11 protein-coding genes and 2 pseudogenes are annotated in these 16,668 nt (G+C 59.5%); 10 read left to right on the top strand and 3 right to left on the bottom strand.

Annotated elements, in window-relative coordinates; all coding sequences use genetic code 11:
• Positions 1 to 20 precede the first annotated feature (20 nt).
• Positions 21 to 389: a helix-turn-helix domain-containing protein gene (locus ACKVY0_RS26880; protein WP_409217957.1), complete on the bottom strand. Its 369-nt coding sequence runs from the start codon at positions 387 to 389 to the stop codon at positions 21 to 23.
• 905 nt (positions 390 to 1,294) lie between these two features.
• Between ACKVY0_RS26880 and ACKVY0_RS26875 the strand changes: the two are divergent.
• The 10 genes and pseudogenes from ACKVY0_RS26875 to ACKVY0_RS26830 form a co-directional block, all read left to right on the top strand.
• Positions 1,295 to 1,468, top strand: a pseudogene (locus ACKVY0_RS26875) (DUF3892 domain-containing protein); the annotation flags it as partial.
• A complete protein-coding gene (locus tag ACKVY0_RS26870; RefSeq protein ID WP_409217956.1) occupies positions 1,465 to 2,049 on the top strand; it encodes a hypothetical protein in 585 nt (194 codons plus the stop codon). The pseudogene ACKVY0_RS26875 and the gene ACKVY0_RS26870, both read left to right, overlap by 4 nt.
• Before the next feature lie 43 nt (positions 2,050 to 2,092).
• Positions 2,093 to 3,583, top strand: a complete 1,491-nt coding sequence (locus tag ACKVY0_RS26865; RefSeq protein ID WP_409217955.1) for an N-6 DNA methylase — start codon at positions 2,093 to 2,095, stop codon at positions 3,581 to 3,583.
• On the top strand, positions 3,580 to 4,776 hold the full coding sequence (locus tag ACKVY0_RS26860) for a restriction endonuclease subunit S (protein ID WP_409217954.1): 1,197 nt from the start codon (positions 3,580 to 3,582) through the stop codon (positions 4,774 to 4,776). The genes ACKVY0_RS26865 and ACKVY0_RS26860 overlap by 4 nt, the downstream gene beginning before the upstream one ends.
• Before the next feature lie 558 nt (positions 4,777 to 5,334).
• Positions 5,335 to 5,787 (top strand): IS200/IS605 family transposase, encoded by a 453-nt coding sequence (gene tnpA / locus ACKVY0_RS26855; RefSeq protein ID WP_409217953.1) that lies wholly within the window; start codon positions 5,335 to 5,337, stop codon positions 5,785 to 5,787.
• Between the two features lie 271 nt (positions 5,788 to 6,058).
• Positions 6,059 to 6,793, top strand: a pseudogene (locus ACKVY0_RS26850) (Fic family protein); the annotation flags it as partial.
• A 361-nt stretch (positions 6,794 to 7,154) separates the two neighbouring features.
• Complete coding sequence (locus ACKVY0_RS26845; protein WP_409217952.1) at positions 7,155 to 8,078, top strand: Abi family protein; 924 nt, start codon at positions 7,155 to 7,157, stop codon at positions 8,076 to 8,078.
• The gene (locus tag ACKVY0_RS26840) at positions 8,075 to 11,344 is read left to right on the top strand and encodes a type I restriction endonuclease subunit R (protein ID WP_409217951.1); all 3,270 of its coding nucleotides are present in this window, start codon (positions 8,075 to 8,077) and stop codon (positions 11,342 to 11,344) included. Before ACKVY0_RS26845 ends, ACKVY0_RS26840 begins: the two co-directional genes overlap by 4 nt.
• Positions 11,337 to 12,038 carry a M48 family metallopeptidase gene (locus ACKVY0_RS26835; protein ID WP_409217950.1) on the top strand — a complete coding sequence of 234 codons (702 nt, stop codon included), beginning with the start codon at positions 11,337 to 11,339 and terminating at the stop codon, positions 12,036 to 12,038. Before ACKVY0_RS26840 ends, ACKVY0_RS26835 begins: the two co-directional genes overlap by 8 nt.
• 166 nt (positions 12,039 to 12,204) lie before the next feature.
• Positions 12,205 to 14,796, top strand: a complete 2,592-nt coding sequence (locus ACKVY0_RS26830) for a DNA topoisomerase III (protein WP_409217949.1) — start codon at positions 12,205 to 12,207, stop codon at positions 14,794 to 14,796.
• A 180-nt stretch (positions 14,797 to 14,976) separates the two neighbouring features.
• Here the strand turns inward: ACKVY0_RS26830 and ACKVY0_RS26825 are convergent, their stop codons facing one another.
• Positions 14,977 to 15,408 carry an acyl-CoA thioesterase gene (locus ACKVY0_RS26825; protein WP_409217948.1) on the bottom strand — a complete coding sequence of 144 codons (432 nt, stop codon included), beginning with the start codon at positions 15,406 to 15,408 and terminating at the stop codon, positions 14,977 to 14,979.
• A 1-nt stretch (position 15,409) separates the two neighbouring features.
• Positions 15,410 to 16,654, bottom strand: a complete 1,245-nt coding sequence (locus ACKVY0_RS26820) for a 4-hydroxy-3-methylbut-2-enyl diphosphate reductase (RefSeq protein WP_409217947.1) — start codon at positions 16,652 to 16,654, stop codon at positions 15,410 to 15,412.
• Positions 16,655 to 16,668: the final 14 nt, after the last annotated feature.

Below are 16,668 nucleotides of genomic sequence, written 5' to 3'. Positions count from 1 at the left end.
TCGGATGTGGCAGGAGTACATCACACCCCGCCCGCCCGATCACCGTCAGTGGCGTGAACCTTTCGGTTTTTCCCGCGCCGCGTTTCCAGCGCACCCGACGGCGGTCGGGCTTCGGGATGATCCATCAGGTAATCGGTATGGGTCACCACCTCGCCATAGGACACCTGCACCGCCCGGCACACGCGTTGCATCGTGCCGATTTTCTCATTCGTCAGCCCGTGCTCGATGTTGTGGACTTCCGTTCGAGAAAGACCTGCCGCCAGCGCCACCTCCTCCTGGCTTTTGCGCAGGCGGTTGCGCAGCATGTTGATATACTGGCCCATCAGTTCCAAATACAGCCGCTCCAGCGCGTCCAGACGCACCGCATGTTCAGGCGGAAGCTTCTTCATGGCAGGGGGTTGGGAGGTCCGGCAGCCACCGATGATCGTTCACTGCGGTGGACAATTGCTCAAAACATGACTTCAAATCACCCGTTTTTCAACTAAATTACACCCTAGATCAAAGCCGCTCTTATGCCACCCTTGGCTGCGAGCGTGCCTTCCTCGTGCTGAAGACACCGCTCCATGATCCCAGACATTGCGGTCCTCGGGCCGAAGCGACCGCCCCATGAGCTTAAACACCGCAGTCCTCGGGCCGAAGCGGCCGCGCCATGAACTTAAACACCACAGTCCTCAGGCCGAAGCGACCGCTCCATGGGCTTAAACACTGCGATCCTCGGGCCGAAGCGTCCGTTCCATGGGCTTAAACACTGCGGTCCACGGGACGAGGAGACCGCGCCATGAGCTTAAACATCGCGATCCTCGGGCCGAAGCGGCCTCTCCATGATCTCAAACACCGCGATCCTCGGGACGAAGCGACCACTCCGTGTGTTGAAACAACCTGATTTTCTGGGCAAAAAGCCCAGGATGTGACCTTAAACCCCTCGCGAATCTGCACGATTGCCAAGTGTGATTAAGAAATGGCTTGCATTCACAAACCTCCATGATAGACTTATCCTTGTCAGCCAAAAAGAACCCGAACCGCCTTTAACAGCAATCCGGGCCTTTTTGAACCGATGTCACCCGAGAGCGACGATCAGCCTTAGCAACTGGATTCTAACTCTTGGGAGGGCGCGGTGCAACTTCTTCCCTTCAGTGACTGGCCTGGTGGGTGTTTAACGCCAAACCCAAATAGACCCCAAATGACAGACATCCGCATCCAATGCATCAACAAGACCAACCGCACGAGTGCGCACGAGCGCATCCAAAACGTCGGCGGTCTTAACTCAGACGGCACCCCCTGAAAACTCACCCTCGACCAGGCCATTCAAGGCATCGAGTCGGGCAAGTGGCGTTTCTGGGTCAGTGTGAATGGCGATTCCGTCTGGGTCGTCGTGGCGAAGAGCGCCGCAGGCAACAAGTACCTGAAAACGGTCAACGACGGCGACCAGCCGAACAACCTGCTCAGCCTTAAAGAGTGCCCACCATGACCTCCACCCCCATCGCCAGCATCGCCGATGTCCGCATGGGGGTCACCCTGCGGGGGCGGGACGCCACACGTCCCGTCCCCCACGGGTCCTGCTTCATGATCCGCATCAGTGATCTCTCCAATGATGGCCATCTCACGCCGGATGACCTCCTTCAGTTTGAGCCGGGAGATGACATCAAGCCCGACTACTTCCTCCGCCGTGGCGACATCCTGCTGCCGAATCGCGGCACCCGCACCACGGCTTACGTGTATGACCTGCCGCTCACGAATGTCCTCGTCGGGGCGCAGTTTTATATCATCCGCCCGCATGAGGCCAAGGTCCGGGCCGACTACCTCGCGTGGTTCCTCCGCACCGATGTGGCTGCCGCACACTTCGCCCTGCGGCGGAAGGGCACCCTCGTCCAGACCTTGCAGCGGAAGGATGTGCTGGAGCTGGAGCTGCCATTGCCACCCCTGGCAAAGCAGGCCACCATCATCGCTCTCGATGCCCTCGTCATTCAGGAGCGCCAGCTCGCCACCGAACTCGCCCTCAAACGCGCCAGCTACACCCAGCGCCTCATGCTCCACGCCGCCAGTTCCTAGTCTCCCAGTCTCCTCTTCTCAAAGTCTCCCCTTCTCAAAAGCCATGCCCAAAGTCAACCAAGCCGAAATCAACGACGTCGCCTGGCGTGCCTGCGACACCTTCCGCGGCGTCGTCGATGCTGAGAACTACCGGAACTACATCCTCGTGATGCTGTTCTGGAAATACCTGTCCGATGTCTGGCGCGACCACCGCGACGCCTACCTGCGCGAATACAACGGCGACGCCGAGCGCGTGCAGCGCCGCCTCGCCCGCGAGCGCTTCCAGCTCCCGGACGGCTGCGACTTCCTCAGCCTCTACGCCCAGCGCACGGAGCCTGACATCGGCGAGCGCATGAATGTGGCCCTCGCCGGCATCGAGGAGGCCAACAAGGCCAAGCTCGAAGGCGTCTTCCGTGAGGTGGACTTCAATTCCGAAAACAAGCTCGGCCAGACCAAGGACCGCAATGCCCGCTTGAAGCTCCTGCTCCAAGACTTCGCCGATCCACGGCTCGACCTCCGCCCCTCCGTCGTGGGTGAGGAGGACATCATTGGGAATGTGTATGAATACCTGCTGGAGCGCTTCGCCTCCGATGCCGGGAAGAAGGCGGGAGAGTTCTACACCCCCGGTCAGGTGTCGAAGCTGCTGGCGCTGCTGCTGGCCCCCAAGAAAGGCAACACCATCTGCGATCCCACCAGCGGCTCCGGCTCCCTGCTCATCAAAGTGGGCCGCCAGGCCGATGAGCGCGACTTCGCCCTCTTCGGCCAGGAGAGCAACGGCACCACCCACGCCCTCTGCCGCATGAACATGTTCCTCCACGGCATGGACAACTTCCGCATCGAGTGGGGCGACACCCTGCGCAATCCCCGCCTCGTCGAGAAAGATCAGTTGATGAAGTTCGACATCGTCGTCGCCAACATGCCCTTCTCCCTCGACAAATGGGGGCAGGAGGACGCGGAGAAGGACGCCTTCCATCGCTACCATCGCGGCCTGCCGCCGAAGTCGAAGGGCGACTGGGCCTTCATCACCCACATGATCGAGACCGCTCGCGAGGGCACGGGCAAGGTCGGCGTCGTCGTGCCGCATGGCGTGCTGTTTCGCGGCGCAGCAGAGGGCAAAATTCGCCAAAAGCTCATCGAGGAAAATCTGCTGGAGGCCGTCATCGGCCTGCCTGCCAATCTCTTCTTTGGCACCGGCATCCCCGCCGCCATCCTGTTGTTCAACAAAGGCAGGACTCATGGCGATGTCCTCTTCATCGACGCCTCCCGCGAGTACAAGGACGCCAAGAATCAGAACGTCCTCACGGATGAGCACGTCCAGAAGATCGTCAGCACTTATGCGGCCTTCCAGACGGTGGAAAAGTACGCCTACCGCGCCACCCCGCAGGAGATTGCCGACAACGATTTCAATCTGAACATCCCCCGCTACGTCGATACCTTCGAGGAAGAGGCCGAGATCAACCTCGACACCGTGAAGGCCGACATCACCCGCCTCGAATCCGAACTCGCCACCGTGCGCGGGAAGATGCAGGCTTACCTAGAGGAGCTGGGGGTATGATGAAAAGCCCATTCAAGAGCAGATCTTTGGACTCACTGGTGCCGACCGAAAAACCTATCGTTTACGGCATTGTGCAAGCAGGGGAACATGTGCTCGATGGCGTGCCCTACATTAGGAGCACCGATGTGGGCGGCCGTATCGACGAGACAAAGCTACTTAAAACCAGCCCAATGATTGCAGCGAAGTATAGCCGGTCTGTAGTCGAGCCGGGCGACATCGTATTCTCTCTGCGTGGTAACATTGGAGAGACCAGCATCGTCCCCGAGATTCTTCGTGGAGCCAACCTAACGCAAGGCACGGCTCGAATCAGTGTCTCGGACAAGCATGATGGTCGGTATGTCCTTTATGCATTGAGGCACACGCCAGTGATGCGGCGCATTCTGGCAGTCGGCAAAGGCAGCACTTTTCGCGAGATTACCTTGGAAGACCTTCGGCAAATTGAAGTACCAAGCCCACCCCTCCCCGAACAACGCAAGATCGCCGACATCCTGAGCACCTGGGACGAGGCCCTGACCCAGCTCGACGCCCTCATCGAAGCCCAGGAGCGCCGCAAGCAGGCCCTCATGCAGCAGCTCCTCACCGGCAAGAAGCGCTTCCCCGGTTTCAAAGCGAAGTGGAAGACGGCCAGCCTTGGAGATGTTCTTGAACCCATCACAAGACCAACCGCCAAACCTCAAGGCAAGTTTTTGGCCGCTGGCATTCGCAGTCATGGCAAAGGCGTGTTTCTCAAACACGATTTTATTCCAGCCAACATCGCCCTAGATGAACTCTTTGAACTGAAAACGGGTGACTTGGTGGTGAACATCACCTTCGCCTGGGAAGGCGCTGCCGCCATCGTGCCGCCAGAGGCGGATGGTGCGCTTGTCTCTCATCGTTTCCCCGCCTTCGGCTTTCGAGAGGGCAAGGCTGCTCGATCCTTTTTTCGACACTACATCCGCACTCACCGTTTCGTCTTCGATTGCGGTCTGGCGTCGCCCGGAGGTGCCGGGCGCAACCGAGTCCTCAGCAAGTCTGCCTTCCTCGACATCGAACTTCCACTTCCTCCCATCGAGGAACAGCAAAAGATCGGCGACATCCTCGACACCGCCGACCAGCAACTCACCCTCCTCCGCACCCAACGCACCGCCCTCGACCAGCAAAAGCGCGGCTTGATGCAGCGCCTGCTGACGGGGAAACTCAGGGTGAAGCCATGACCGGCAACGCGTTTCCATCCATTGCCTGATTCGATGCCGACACACAATCCATCTCATCCGCACTCGGACGCCTCTCGCGCCCTTTCAGGGCGCGTTGAAATGTGGGCGTCTCATGACACGCAACCCAGGGCATCGCTCCGCTCAGCCCTGGGCTATGTTCTTTCGCCCCGTTGGGCCGGGTTGGCGATTCACGTCGCGTGGGTGAAATGGGAGATTCTGGCGACCTCTCGCGCCCTTTCAGGGCGCGGTGAAATGGGGGCGTCTAACGGCACGCCACCCAGGGCATCGCTCCGCTCAGCCCTGGGCTATGTTCTTTCGGCCCGTTGGGCCGGGTTGGCGTATCGCCCTCAACCGGGGACAAAACTCACTCCATTGCATCCCGCTGCCCTTCAGGCCGATGTTCGGCGTCCCCAACGGGGACCGAGATTCCAGCCCAGGGCTGAAGGAGCCTTGGCGACGGATGCCCTGGGAACGAGGTTTCAGGCCGTTTTAATTTCATCGCGTCCTGAAGGGGCGCGAGAGGCACTCATCCACCCCTGACGCGCCATTCCAACCGCCATGCCGCAATCACTCGCCAAACTCTATGTGCATCTGGTCTTCTCAACGAAGAACCGTGAACGCGTGCTCATGGACGACATTCGGCATGACCTCCACGCCTACATGGGCGGGACCTTGAAGGGCATGGATTGCATGCCTGTGGAGATCAACTCGGAGCCGGATCATGCACATGTACTTTTTCTACTCGGGCGGACGGTTGCCTTGAGCGATGTGGTCGGCGGTTTGAAAAAGAGCGCCACGGAGTGGCTGCGGGAGCATGGACCAACCTATCGGGGATTCCATTGGCAGGCGGGTTATGGAGCCTTTTCCGTGAGCCAGTCGGCGGTCGAGGAAGTCCGCCAATACATCCGCAACCAGCGGGAGCATCACCGCGTGAAGACGTTTCAGGACGAGTTCCGCGCGTTTCTGCGCAAATACGAAATCGAATTCGATGAACGCTATGTGTGGGATTGATATACCTCGTCCAACGATGAATGCCTCTCGCGCCCCTTCAGGGCGCGAATCTATGATGGTATTGGCATCGCATCCCAGGGCATCGCTGCGCTCAGCCCTGGGCTATGTTCTTTCGGCCCGTTGGGCCGCCCTGCTTCGCCCCCAACGGGGGCTAAGACTCCAGCCCAGGGCTGAGGGAGCCTTGGCGACCGATGCCCTGGGAAACGAACGTCCAATCCATCTCCATTTCGATGAGCCCTGAAGGGGCGCGAGAGACGACCGAACCATCGCCATGAAAACCTTCCCCGACATCGACCGCCTCAAGGCCACACTCGACCAGCATCGTCCGCTGGACCCGGCGATTGTGCGCAACCTGCGGGAGGACCTGATCGTGCGCTGGACCTACCATTCCAATGCCATCGAGGGCAACACGCTCACCCTTCAGGAAACGAAGGTGGCGCTGGAGGGCATCACCATCGGCGGGAAGTCCATCCGCGAGCATCTGGAGGCCGTGAACCACAAGAACGCCATCCTGCTGCTGGAAGGCCTCGTGCAGAAGAACGAGCCGCTGGCGGAGTGGACGATCAAATCCCTGCACCAGCTCATCCTCAAAGGCATTGATGACAACAACGCGGGCCGCTACCGCAGCGTGAACGTACGCATCTCCGGCGCGGAGCATCTGCCACCGGATCAAGTCCTGATCCCCGAGCTGATGGAGCAGTTCATCACCTGGTATCAAACCGAGGCCATGGCCCTGCATCCCGTCGAACGTGCCGCCCGCGTGCACAGCGACTTCGTCAAGATTCACCCCTTCGTCGATGGCAATGGCCGCACCGGGCGCCTGCTCATGAATCTGGAGCTCATGAAGGCCGGTTACCCACCTGCCGTGCTCACGGTGGACCAACGCTTGGCCTATTACACGTTCCTGGAAGAGGCTCATGTGAACGGGAACAATGAGCCTTTTATCTGGCAGGTCAGTCGCATCGTGAAGGAAGGCTTCCGCCCTTATTTCCATGCGCTGGGACTGGCGTGGGAAGAAACGCCAGAGTCGATGACCCCAGAGTTGCTCGAACGGCTGAGAGTCTCGAACCCTGCTTCATTTGATCACAAACGGAGGAACGCTTGAATGATCCGCCCATGCTTGCCAGCCGAACACCTACTTTAGCACCCGTGTACCACAGCCTTTGTGGCTGTGGGTCAGCCAGATTTACCCACAGATCAGGAAAACTGTACGGAAGCAGGAAACCCGAGGACAATTTTCTATCATTGCAAAGTTGCAATCTGTACACGGTGTACCATGTTGGTACCAACAAGCCCGCCACGCCTCTCAACGATGCGCAACTTGGTGGGCATTTTTTTGCCCATGAAGCGTCGGAGGGTCTTTGCGCATGAAGTACATCAAACCCGTCTGCAATCTTCACGATCTGCTGCAGAAGCTCAAATCACGCGGATTGGTTGTTTCGAGTGATTCAGATGTTTTATCCTCGCTGGAAAACATCGGTTACTACCGTCTGGCTGGCTACGCATACCCGTTTCTTGAAGCGCCCACCCGCAAAACCTTCAAGCCTGGAACGACTTGGGAGCAGATTTCCCGCCTGTATGAGTTTGACCGGGAACTTCGTGTGCATGTCATTGATGGCATCGAAAGAGTCGAAGTATCCATCCGCGCACGCATGGTTTCCGCCACCTGCACGCACTGGAGCGATTCGCACTGGTTTCTCGACGCCCGGCATTTTCACCCGGCGTTCGATCACAGCTACTTCATCCAGCAGTTGGAGCGTGAACTCGGTATCAAATACCCACCGCCGACACGTAGCCGGGTACTGCCCGCCAACCATGCTGAAACCTTCATCCAACATTACTACACCAAGTACGGCGATCCTTATCTGCCTCCGTTCTGGATGACTGCTGAGGTGCTGACACTCGGCACACTGTCAAAACTCTACAAGGGCCTGGGAGATTCCAAGTTGAAGGCCGAAATCGCGAAACCTTTTGGAGTGCCCGCCAAAATGTTCGAGGGTTGGCTTCATGCGCTTGCACATCTCAGAAACATCTGTGCTCATCACGGACGCTTGTGGAACCGGGTGTTCTCCATCAGCCCACCGCTGGCAAACAAACACATGGGACTGATGCGTTCACCCACACGCTTAGAAGGGCATCTTGTCGTGCTGGTGGACGCGCTTGATGTGGCCAATCCGGGGCACTCATTCAGGCAGCAGTTCAAGGCATTGCTATCCATGTTTTCCGAGATCGATCCGACCGCAATGGGTTTTGTCGCCGGATGGGATGCGCAACCTTTTTGGACCAAATGACTCCCTCCTTCCAAGAAGCCCCCATCAGCCAGATTCCGGCGCTGAGACTGCTCCAGCAGCTCGGCTACACCTACCTGACGCCGGAGGAGTGCGCGGTGGAGCGGAAGGGGAAGTTTGGTCGGGTGATCCTGGAAAAGGTGCTGGCCGGGCAGCTCAAACGCCTGAACAAGATCAACTTCAAGGGCCGGGAGCTGCCCTTCACGGACGAGAACATCGCCAAAGGCATCGAAGCGCTGCGGGACATCCCCTTTGAAGGCCTCGTGCGCACCAGCGAGAAGGTCTATGATTTGCTCACGCTGGGCAAAAGCCTGGACCAGACCATCTCCGATGAGACGAAGGGTTTTACGCTGCGCTACATCGACTGGCAGAACCCGCGCAACAACGTCTTCCATGTCACGGCCGAGTTTGAGGTGGAGCGCAGCGGCAGCCACGAGACAAGGCGGCCGGACATCGTGTGCTTTGTGAACGGCATCCCGTTTGTAGTGATGGAGAACAAGCGGCCTGAAGCCAAGGACTCGCTGGAGCAGGCGATGAACCAGAACATCCGCAACTGGCAGGCGGAGGAAATCCCGCAGCTCTTCATTTACAGCCAGCTCGCGCTGGCGCTGAACAAGAACGACGGCAGCTATGCCACCACGGGCACGCCCTTGAAGTTCTGGTCGAAGTGGAAGGAGCTGCACGATGTCAGCGCCCAGGTGCGCACCGTGGTGAACAGCCTGGTGCGGCCGGAGGAGCATGCGAAGCTCTTCAAAGGGGGCTTTGCCTTCGCCAAGCAAGCCTTCGAAGAGCAGATGATGCATGAGCGCGAGCCGACCGAGCAGGACAAACTCATCTGGTCTCTCTGCCGCCCGGAGCGGCTGATCGAGCTGGCACGGCAGTTCATCCTCTACGACGAGGGCGGTGCGGTGAAGAAGATCGCCCGCTACCAGCAGTACTTCGCCATCAAGGCCACGCTGGAACGCGTGAAGCAGCGGGATGTGCAGGGTCGCCGCAAGGGCGGGGTCATTTGGCAGACGCAGGGCAGCGGCAAGTCACTGGCCATGGTACTGCTGGGCAAGGCGCTGGCGCTGGATGAGACCATTCCGAATCCGCGCATCGTCATCGTGACGGACCGCATCGACCTGGACGAGCAGATCACCAAGACCTTCCACCAATGCGGCAAAGACCCGCAGCAGGCGAAGACGGGAGCGCACCTGATCGAACTGCTACAAGACGAACGCGTGGCGGTGATCACCACCGTGCTGTTCAAGTTCGAGACGGCTGCTAAAGCTGCCCGTGAGCTGCACAAGCTGAAGGACGACCTCTTTGTCCTGGTGGATGAAAGCCACCGCAGTCAATACGGCGATGCCAACATCCAGATGCAGAAGGCGCTCCCCAACGCCTGCTACATCGGCTTCACCGGCACGCCGCTGATGAAGAAGGAGAAGAGCACCGCGAACAAGTTCGGCGGCTTCATCGAACCCGCCTACACCATCCGCGATGCCGTGGACGACAAGGCCGTGGTGCCGCTGCTCTATGAGGGCAGGCACATCGTGCAGCAGGTGAACCAAACACCCGTGGACACGATGTTTGAAGCCATGTGCGAGGGTCTGACAAAGGAACAGAAGGCCGACCTGAAGCGGAAGTTCACCGCCCGCGATGAGCTCAACCGCCTGCAAAGCCGCCTCTACCTGATCGCCTGGGATGTGAGCCAGCATTTCTCCAAGCAGTGGCAGGGCACGGGCTTCAAAGGCCAGCTCACCGCACCCGGCAAGAAGGAGGCGCTGCTGCTGAAGGCTTACTTTGACCAGTTCGGCAAGGTGAAGACCGAGGTCATCATCTCCGGTCCCACCGAGATCGAGAACCCGGAGGAGCATCAGGAGGCGGAGAAGGACGAGAGCGTGGAACTCTTCTGGAAGGCCATGATGGCGAAATATGGCACCGAGAAGGAATACAACCGGCGGATCATTGATGCCTTCAAGAAGGGCGATGAACCGGAGGTGCTGATCGTGGTGGACAAACTGCTCACCGGCTTCGACGCCCCGCGCAACGTGGTGCTCTACATCGCCCGCAGCCTGAAAGGCCACACGCTGCTGCAAGCCATCGCCCGCGTGAACCGCCTGCACTCTGGGAAGGACTACGGTTACATCATTGATTACTACGGTGTCGTCGCCGAGCTGCACGATGCGCTGGAGCTTTACAGCAGCCTGGAAGGCAAGTTCGATGCCGATGACCTCGAAGGCACGCTGACGAACATCGCCGAGGAGATCAAGAAGCTGCCCGCGCTGCATGACGCGCTGTGGGATCTCTTCAAGGAGGTGAAGAACAAGAAGGACGAGGAGTCTTTTGAGCTGGCGCTGGAGCCGAAGGAGGTGCGCGAGGACTTCTACACCCGCCTGTGGCGCTTTAGCCGTGTGCTGAAGATGGCCTCCTCCAGCATCCACTGGGTCACCGCCACGCCTGCCGATCAAGCGCAGCGCTACAAGAGTGACGCGGCCTTTTTCCAAAAGCTGCGTGCCAGCGTGAAGCTGCGCTACGCGGAGGAGATCGACTACCGCGACTACGAGAAGCAGATTCAGAAGATGCTGAACACCTACGTGCAGGCCGATGAGGTGATCCAGGTGGTGGAGCCGGTGAACATCTTCGAGCGCGAGGCCTTCGAGGCCGAGGTGGAGAAAGCCAAGTCGCCACGAGCGAAGGCCGACACCATCGCCAACCGCACCAAGAAGACGATCACGGAGAAGATGGAGGAAGACCCGTTCTTCTACCGCAAGCTCTCGGCCCTGCTCCAGCAAGCCATCGACGACTACAAGGCCGAGCGCATCAGCGAGGCGGAGTTTCTCTCCAAGGTGACCGACATCATGGAGCAGACACGCGGCGGCAATGCCCAGGACGTGCCCGAGGTGCTCAAGGAGAACGACCTCTCGCGGGCGCTCTTTGGGGCGCTCAAGGAGCAGATGGCGGTGAAGTCTGCGGCAGATGGCGCTGACAACGAGGGTGTGGTCCGCGAAGATGCGCCGGCCTACGGCGGCGACATCAAGCCTCTTGAACCCACACCGGATGCGATTCTTGCCGAGGCGGCCTGCGAGATGGAGAAAATCATCCGCAAGCATGCCGTGGTGCGCTGGCGGGAAAACGTGGATGCGCAAAACCGCATGCGGAATGACCTGGATGATTTCCTCTTCGACCTCCAAAAGCAGAAAGGCATCACCTTGAGCTTCATCCAGATGGATGCGATCATGGAGAACGTCATCCGCATCGCCATGCACCGCACCGACGATGTCTAGGCCCGAGATCATCGACACCGCCGCCGGTCCCGCGCAGCTCAAGCGCACGAACCGCCAGACCCTCGCCATCAGCGTGTTGCCGGATGGCACCTTGGAACTGGTGGCTCCGCTCCACGCCCCACTCGAAGCCATCCTCATCCGTGTGGAGAAGCGCACCGGCTGGATACGCACGCAGCGCCGGACCTTCCGCGAGATGAACGCCACGCGCCCGTCTCTCCGCTATGTGAACGGAGCCACGCACCGCTACATGGGCCGCCAATACCGCCTGAAGATCGCCAAGGGTGCTCCCGCACAGGTGGCGCTTCGAGGTGGCTACCTGCACGTCATGACCTCTAATAACGGTGAGCGTGAGATCAAAGAAGCCCTGGAATTCTGGTATCGTCGCCATGCTCTGGAACAGTTCGAGCGGCGATTGATCCCTTGGATTGCATGGTGCCAGCAACGCAAGCTGCCCAAGCCCCGCTTTCACCTGCGCTCCATGCCCAAACGCTGGGGCAGCGCCCTGAAGAGCGGGACGATCCACCTCAATCCCGAACTCATTAAGGCCCCCTCCGCCTGCATCGACTACGTCATCACCCACGAAATCTGCCACCTCAAGCATCCCGACCACGGCCCGAAGTTCCAAGCCATGCTGCAACAGCTTTGTCCCGACTGGAAGCGGCTGAAGGAGCGGCTGGAAAGGGCGGAAGGATGAGCGCCATAAGCCGCCTGTTTCGCTGGCAATGTCGCCATTTCGCTGCTGCGCGTATGATTGAACAGCAGGCGGCTTTCACGGCTCAAAACGCGCCCGGCTTGACAGCGGGGGCGAAAGCATCCCCTAAGTAGCTCCCTTTTTCCCGACCATCCCTGTTCACACGCACATGTCCAAAGCCCTGATCATTGCCGAGAAGCCCAGTGTTGCCGCCGATCTTGCCCGCGCACTTGCCAAAGCCCCCGGCATGAAGCCTTTCGCCAAAGAAAAAGACTGGTACGAGAACGAAACACACGTCATCTCCTCCGCCGTCGGCCATCTGCTGGAACTCGGCATGCCCATGGTGGATGGCAAGAAAGTGGGCTGGGGGTTCACCAGTCTGCCGATCATGCCGGAGCAGTTTGAGCTGAATCCCATCGAGCAAAGTGCGGAACGCTACAAGCTGCTGGCCAAGCTGCTCAAACGCAAAGACATCGACAGCGTGATCAATGCCTGCGATGCCGGGCGCGAGGGCGAGCTGATCTTCCGCTACATCGTGGATGCCACCGGCTCCAAGAAGCCGATCAAGCGGCTGTGGATGCAGTCCATGACCCAGGGTTCCATTCTGGATGCCTATAAGAAGCTGCGCACTGACGAAGAGATGCAGCCGCTGGCCGATGCCGCGAAATGCCGCAGCGAAAGCGACTGGCTCATCGGCATCAACGGCACGCGAGCGCTCACCGCGCTGAATTCACGCCACGGCGGCTTCCGCCTCACGCCGGTGGGCCGCGTGCAGACGCCGACGCTCTCGATTCTCGCGCAACGCGAGCGTGACATCGCCGCCTTCGTGCCGCGCACCTATTTTGAAGCCATCGCGTTGTTTGAGGTGAAAGCAGGCCGTTATTCCGGCCGCTGGATCGACGAAGGCTTCAAGAAAGATGAAACCGATGAGCACAAGAAGGCCGAGCGGCTGTGGGATCAAGGCACGGCACAGGCCATCGCCGATCGTTGCAACGGCAAGCCCGGCAAGGTCGAGCAGACCACCAAACCTGCCCGTCAAGCCGCTCCCCTGCTCTACGATCTGACGAGTCTGCAACGTGAGGCGAGCAATCGCTTTGGTTTCTCTGCCCGCCGCACCCTGCAAATCGCGCAGGCGTTGTATGAGAAGTTCAAGGTGCTGACTTATCCTCGTACGGATTCGCGCCATCTGCCGGAGGATTATCTCGACACCGTCACCGACACGCTCAAAACTTTCGCCAGCCACGACAGCCGCAAGCAGGACGCGCTGCCGCATGAACTCGGCACGCACGCCGCCACCGCGCTCGACAAGAAGTGGGTGAAGCTCAACAAGCGCATCTTTGACAGCAGCAAAGTCAGCGACCACTTCGCCATCATCCCGACCGGCTTGATTCCACCGAAGGAACTGCCGGAAGCCGAGCAGAAGCTGTTCGACATGGTCGCACGTCGCTTCGTCGCCGTGTTTTTCCCTGCTGCTGAGTTTGAAGTGACCACTCGTATCACGCGTGTCGGCAAAGACGCGTTCAAGAGCGATGGCAAGGTGCTCAAGGAGCCTGGCTGGCTGAGCGTCTATGGCAAAAAAGCCGCCGAAGAAGCCGCTGAAGGTGGCGAGGATGCCGCCAAACTGCTCGTGGCCGCAAATGATGGCGACACCGCCAGCACGCTGGATGTCGAAGTGAATGAGCACCAGACCAAGCCGCCGCCGCGCTTCACGGAAGCTACACTGCTTTCCATCATGGAAGGCGCCGGCAAGCTCGTCGAAGACGAAGAACTCGCCGAAGCGATGAGCGAACGCGGTCTCGGCACGCCCGCCACGCGTGCGGCCATCATCGAAGGTCTCATCATGGATCGCTACATCGAGCGCGTGCAGCGCGACATGCATGTGACCGCGAAAGGCCTCGCTCTCATTGATCAAATCAGCGCCATCGGCATCGACACGCTCAGCTCGCCTGAAATGACCGGCCAGTGGGAGTATAAACTGCGCCAAATGGAGCATCGCGAACTCGACCGCGAGAGTTTCATGAAGGACATCCGCCGCGTCACCAAGCAGGTCGTGGACAAAACCAAGGAGTTCTCCAAAGCCGCCAAGGAGAAGGTGTATCCTGAGTTCAAGGCCACCTGCGGCGTCTGTGGCAGCACCGAAGGCTACAAGCAGACTGAGGAGTTCTACGGCTGCAAAAATCCCAAGTGCAAAGTGCGCGTCTATAAGACCGTCGCCAGCCGTCCGCTAAGCGACGATGAAATTCGCACGCTGATCGAGAAGCGCTTCATCGGTCCGCTGGAAGGCTTCCGCAGCAAGAAAGGCAAGGAGTTCACCGCCGCGCTCCAGGTCAAGGACGACATGAAGTTGTCCTTCGTCTTCGAGGGCAGCGATCCTGATGCGATCAACTGGGACGAATGCCCGGTCATCGCCGACTGCCCCGTTTGTGCGAAGAAGGGCCGAAAGGACCAGAAGATCTACGAAACGCCGGATGCTTATCAGTGCAAAATCAACGCCGCTGAATCCACCAAGTGCAACGCCCGCCTGCCGAAGAAACTCTGCCAGAAAGACATCACGCCCGAGAATGCGCGTGAGTTCTTCGCGGACGGCAAGACCTCGCTGATCGCCGGCATGATCTCCAAACGCGGCCGCCCGTTCAGCACATTCCTCGTCTGCACCCCCGGCGAAAAACGCATCATGAGCTGGGAGTTCCCGCCACGTGAAGCGAAGCCCAAGGCCGAGAAGAAGCCCAGAAAACCGGCGGGCGTCAGCGGGCGCGGATGATCGTAGGCCGGATGTGTTGGGCGGTTGGGACCACTTTCCGTCCACAGCTTCTTCGCCCAACTATCCGGCTCAAGGCGAGTGCGAAGGCCTGTTGACGCTCGAGTGCCTCCCAACCAGCCGGATAGTTCGGCGAAGCATGCACTCGTGTTTGCGCAGATCCATGCGCCGAACACATCCGCCCTACTCACCCTTCTTCTGCATCAGATGCGCATACTTCACCTTCCAGTCTGCTGGAAGTCGTGACGGCTTGCCTTCCGGCATCTGCACCAGCGCCAGTGACTGGCGGCAGGTGATGAGCAAGGCGTTGTCCTCGGCACGGCGCATTTCAAACGAGCACCAGAAGCGCACGCGCTCGACGCTTTCGAGTTTGCCGTGGATGATGAGTTCATCACCGAGCTTCGCCGGCTTCTTGTAGTCGATCTCGGTGCGCACCACGACGGGATACAAATGCGTCTGTGCCATTTCACGCAGTTTCATGCCCATCAAACCAGCAAGACGGGTGCGCGCGGTTTCAATCATGCGCAGGTAAGCGATGTTGTGGACCACGCCGCCGCAGTCGGTGTCAAAAAACATCACCTCCTCGCGGGTTTCGATGGTCGGTGTGTGCTGCATATCAGTTCAAAGCGGCCTGCACGGCGGCTTCGTCAACACCCCGCAGCTTGAACACGCGCAGCACGGTGTCTTCGATGAGATTGTTCGGACACGAAGCCCCGGCGGTGATGCCTAGCGTCACCGGTCCTTCGCTGGCGAGCTTGGTGGAGTAGCTTTCCTTCTCCGCTTTGAGATGAAGATCGAAATGCACGATCTGCTCCAATGATTTGAGGCAGTCGGCGGTGCGGATGAAGAAGGTGGGAAGCTGCTGCTCGCCGATTTCAACGAGATGGGTCGTGTTGGAGCTGTTGTAGCCGCCGACGACGAGCAGCACGTCGAGCGGCTGCTGCAACAGGCCAAACAGCGAGTCCTGCCGCTCCTGCGTGGCACCGCAGATGGTGTCGAAGACCTGGAAATTCGTCACACCTTCCGCAGGACCATGACGATCCAGCACCGCCTGCTTCAAACGCCGCTGAACCTCCTCGGTCTCGGATTTGAGCATTGTGGTCTGGTTCGCCACACCGATGCGCGTGAGATGAAGATCGGGATCGAAGCCATCGGAATGCACTCCGGGCGGAAAACGCTTCAAGAACGCCTCCCGGTCGCCGCCGTGGCGGATGTAGTCGCAAACGTAATCGACATCGGCCAGCGTGAGCACGACGAGGTAATTGCCCATGCCATCATCGCCCATGGCACGCGAGGAGGTGGCCCGGGTTTCTTCATGGCTGGCCTTGCCGTGGATGATCGAGGTGAATCCGTTCTTCGCATACTGGCGCACGCGTTTCCACACGCTCATCACGTCGCCGCAGGTCGTATCGACCACCATGCAACCGCGTTCACCGATCAGCTTCATCAGCCGCGTTTCCGCGCCAAAAGCGGGCACGATGACGACATCCTCGTTCGTCATGGTGGCGACCATCGCCTCGTGGTCGATGTTGGGGATGCTAACCACGCCCATTTCAGTGAGCTGACGGTTCACCTCCTGATTGTGGATGATTTCGCCAAGCAGGAACACACGCCGGTCGGCAAACACCTTTCGTGCGGCATAGGCGAGGTCGATGGCACGCTCCACACCATAGCAAAAACCGAAATCACGGGCGAGACGGATCGTGGTGTTGCCCACGCTGATCACGCTGCCACGCGCACGGATTTTTTCGACGATGTGGCTGCGGTAGTGCGTCTCCACCTCCGCCTGCACACGCTCCATGACCTCGGGCGTGCGGACATTCACACGACGGGCGGCTGGAGCGGATGCTGGAGCGGACATTGCGGAGAAAAACA

The sequence above is a fragment of the Prosthecobacter sp. genome, assembly GCF_046154365.1.
Lineage (GTDB): Bacteria > Verrucomicrobiota > Verrucomicrobiia > Verrucomicrobiales > Verrucomicrobiaceae > Prosthecobacter.
The sequence above is the reverse complement of the archived record's forward strand: the minus strand, read 5'-3'. Positions and strand labels throughout refer to the sequence as shown.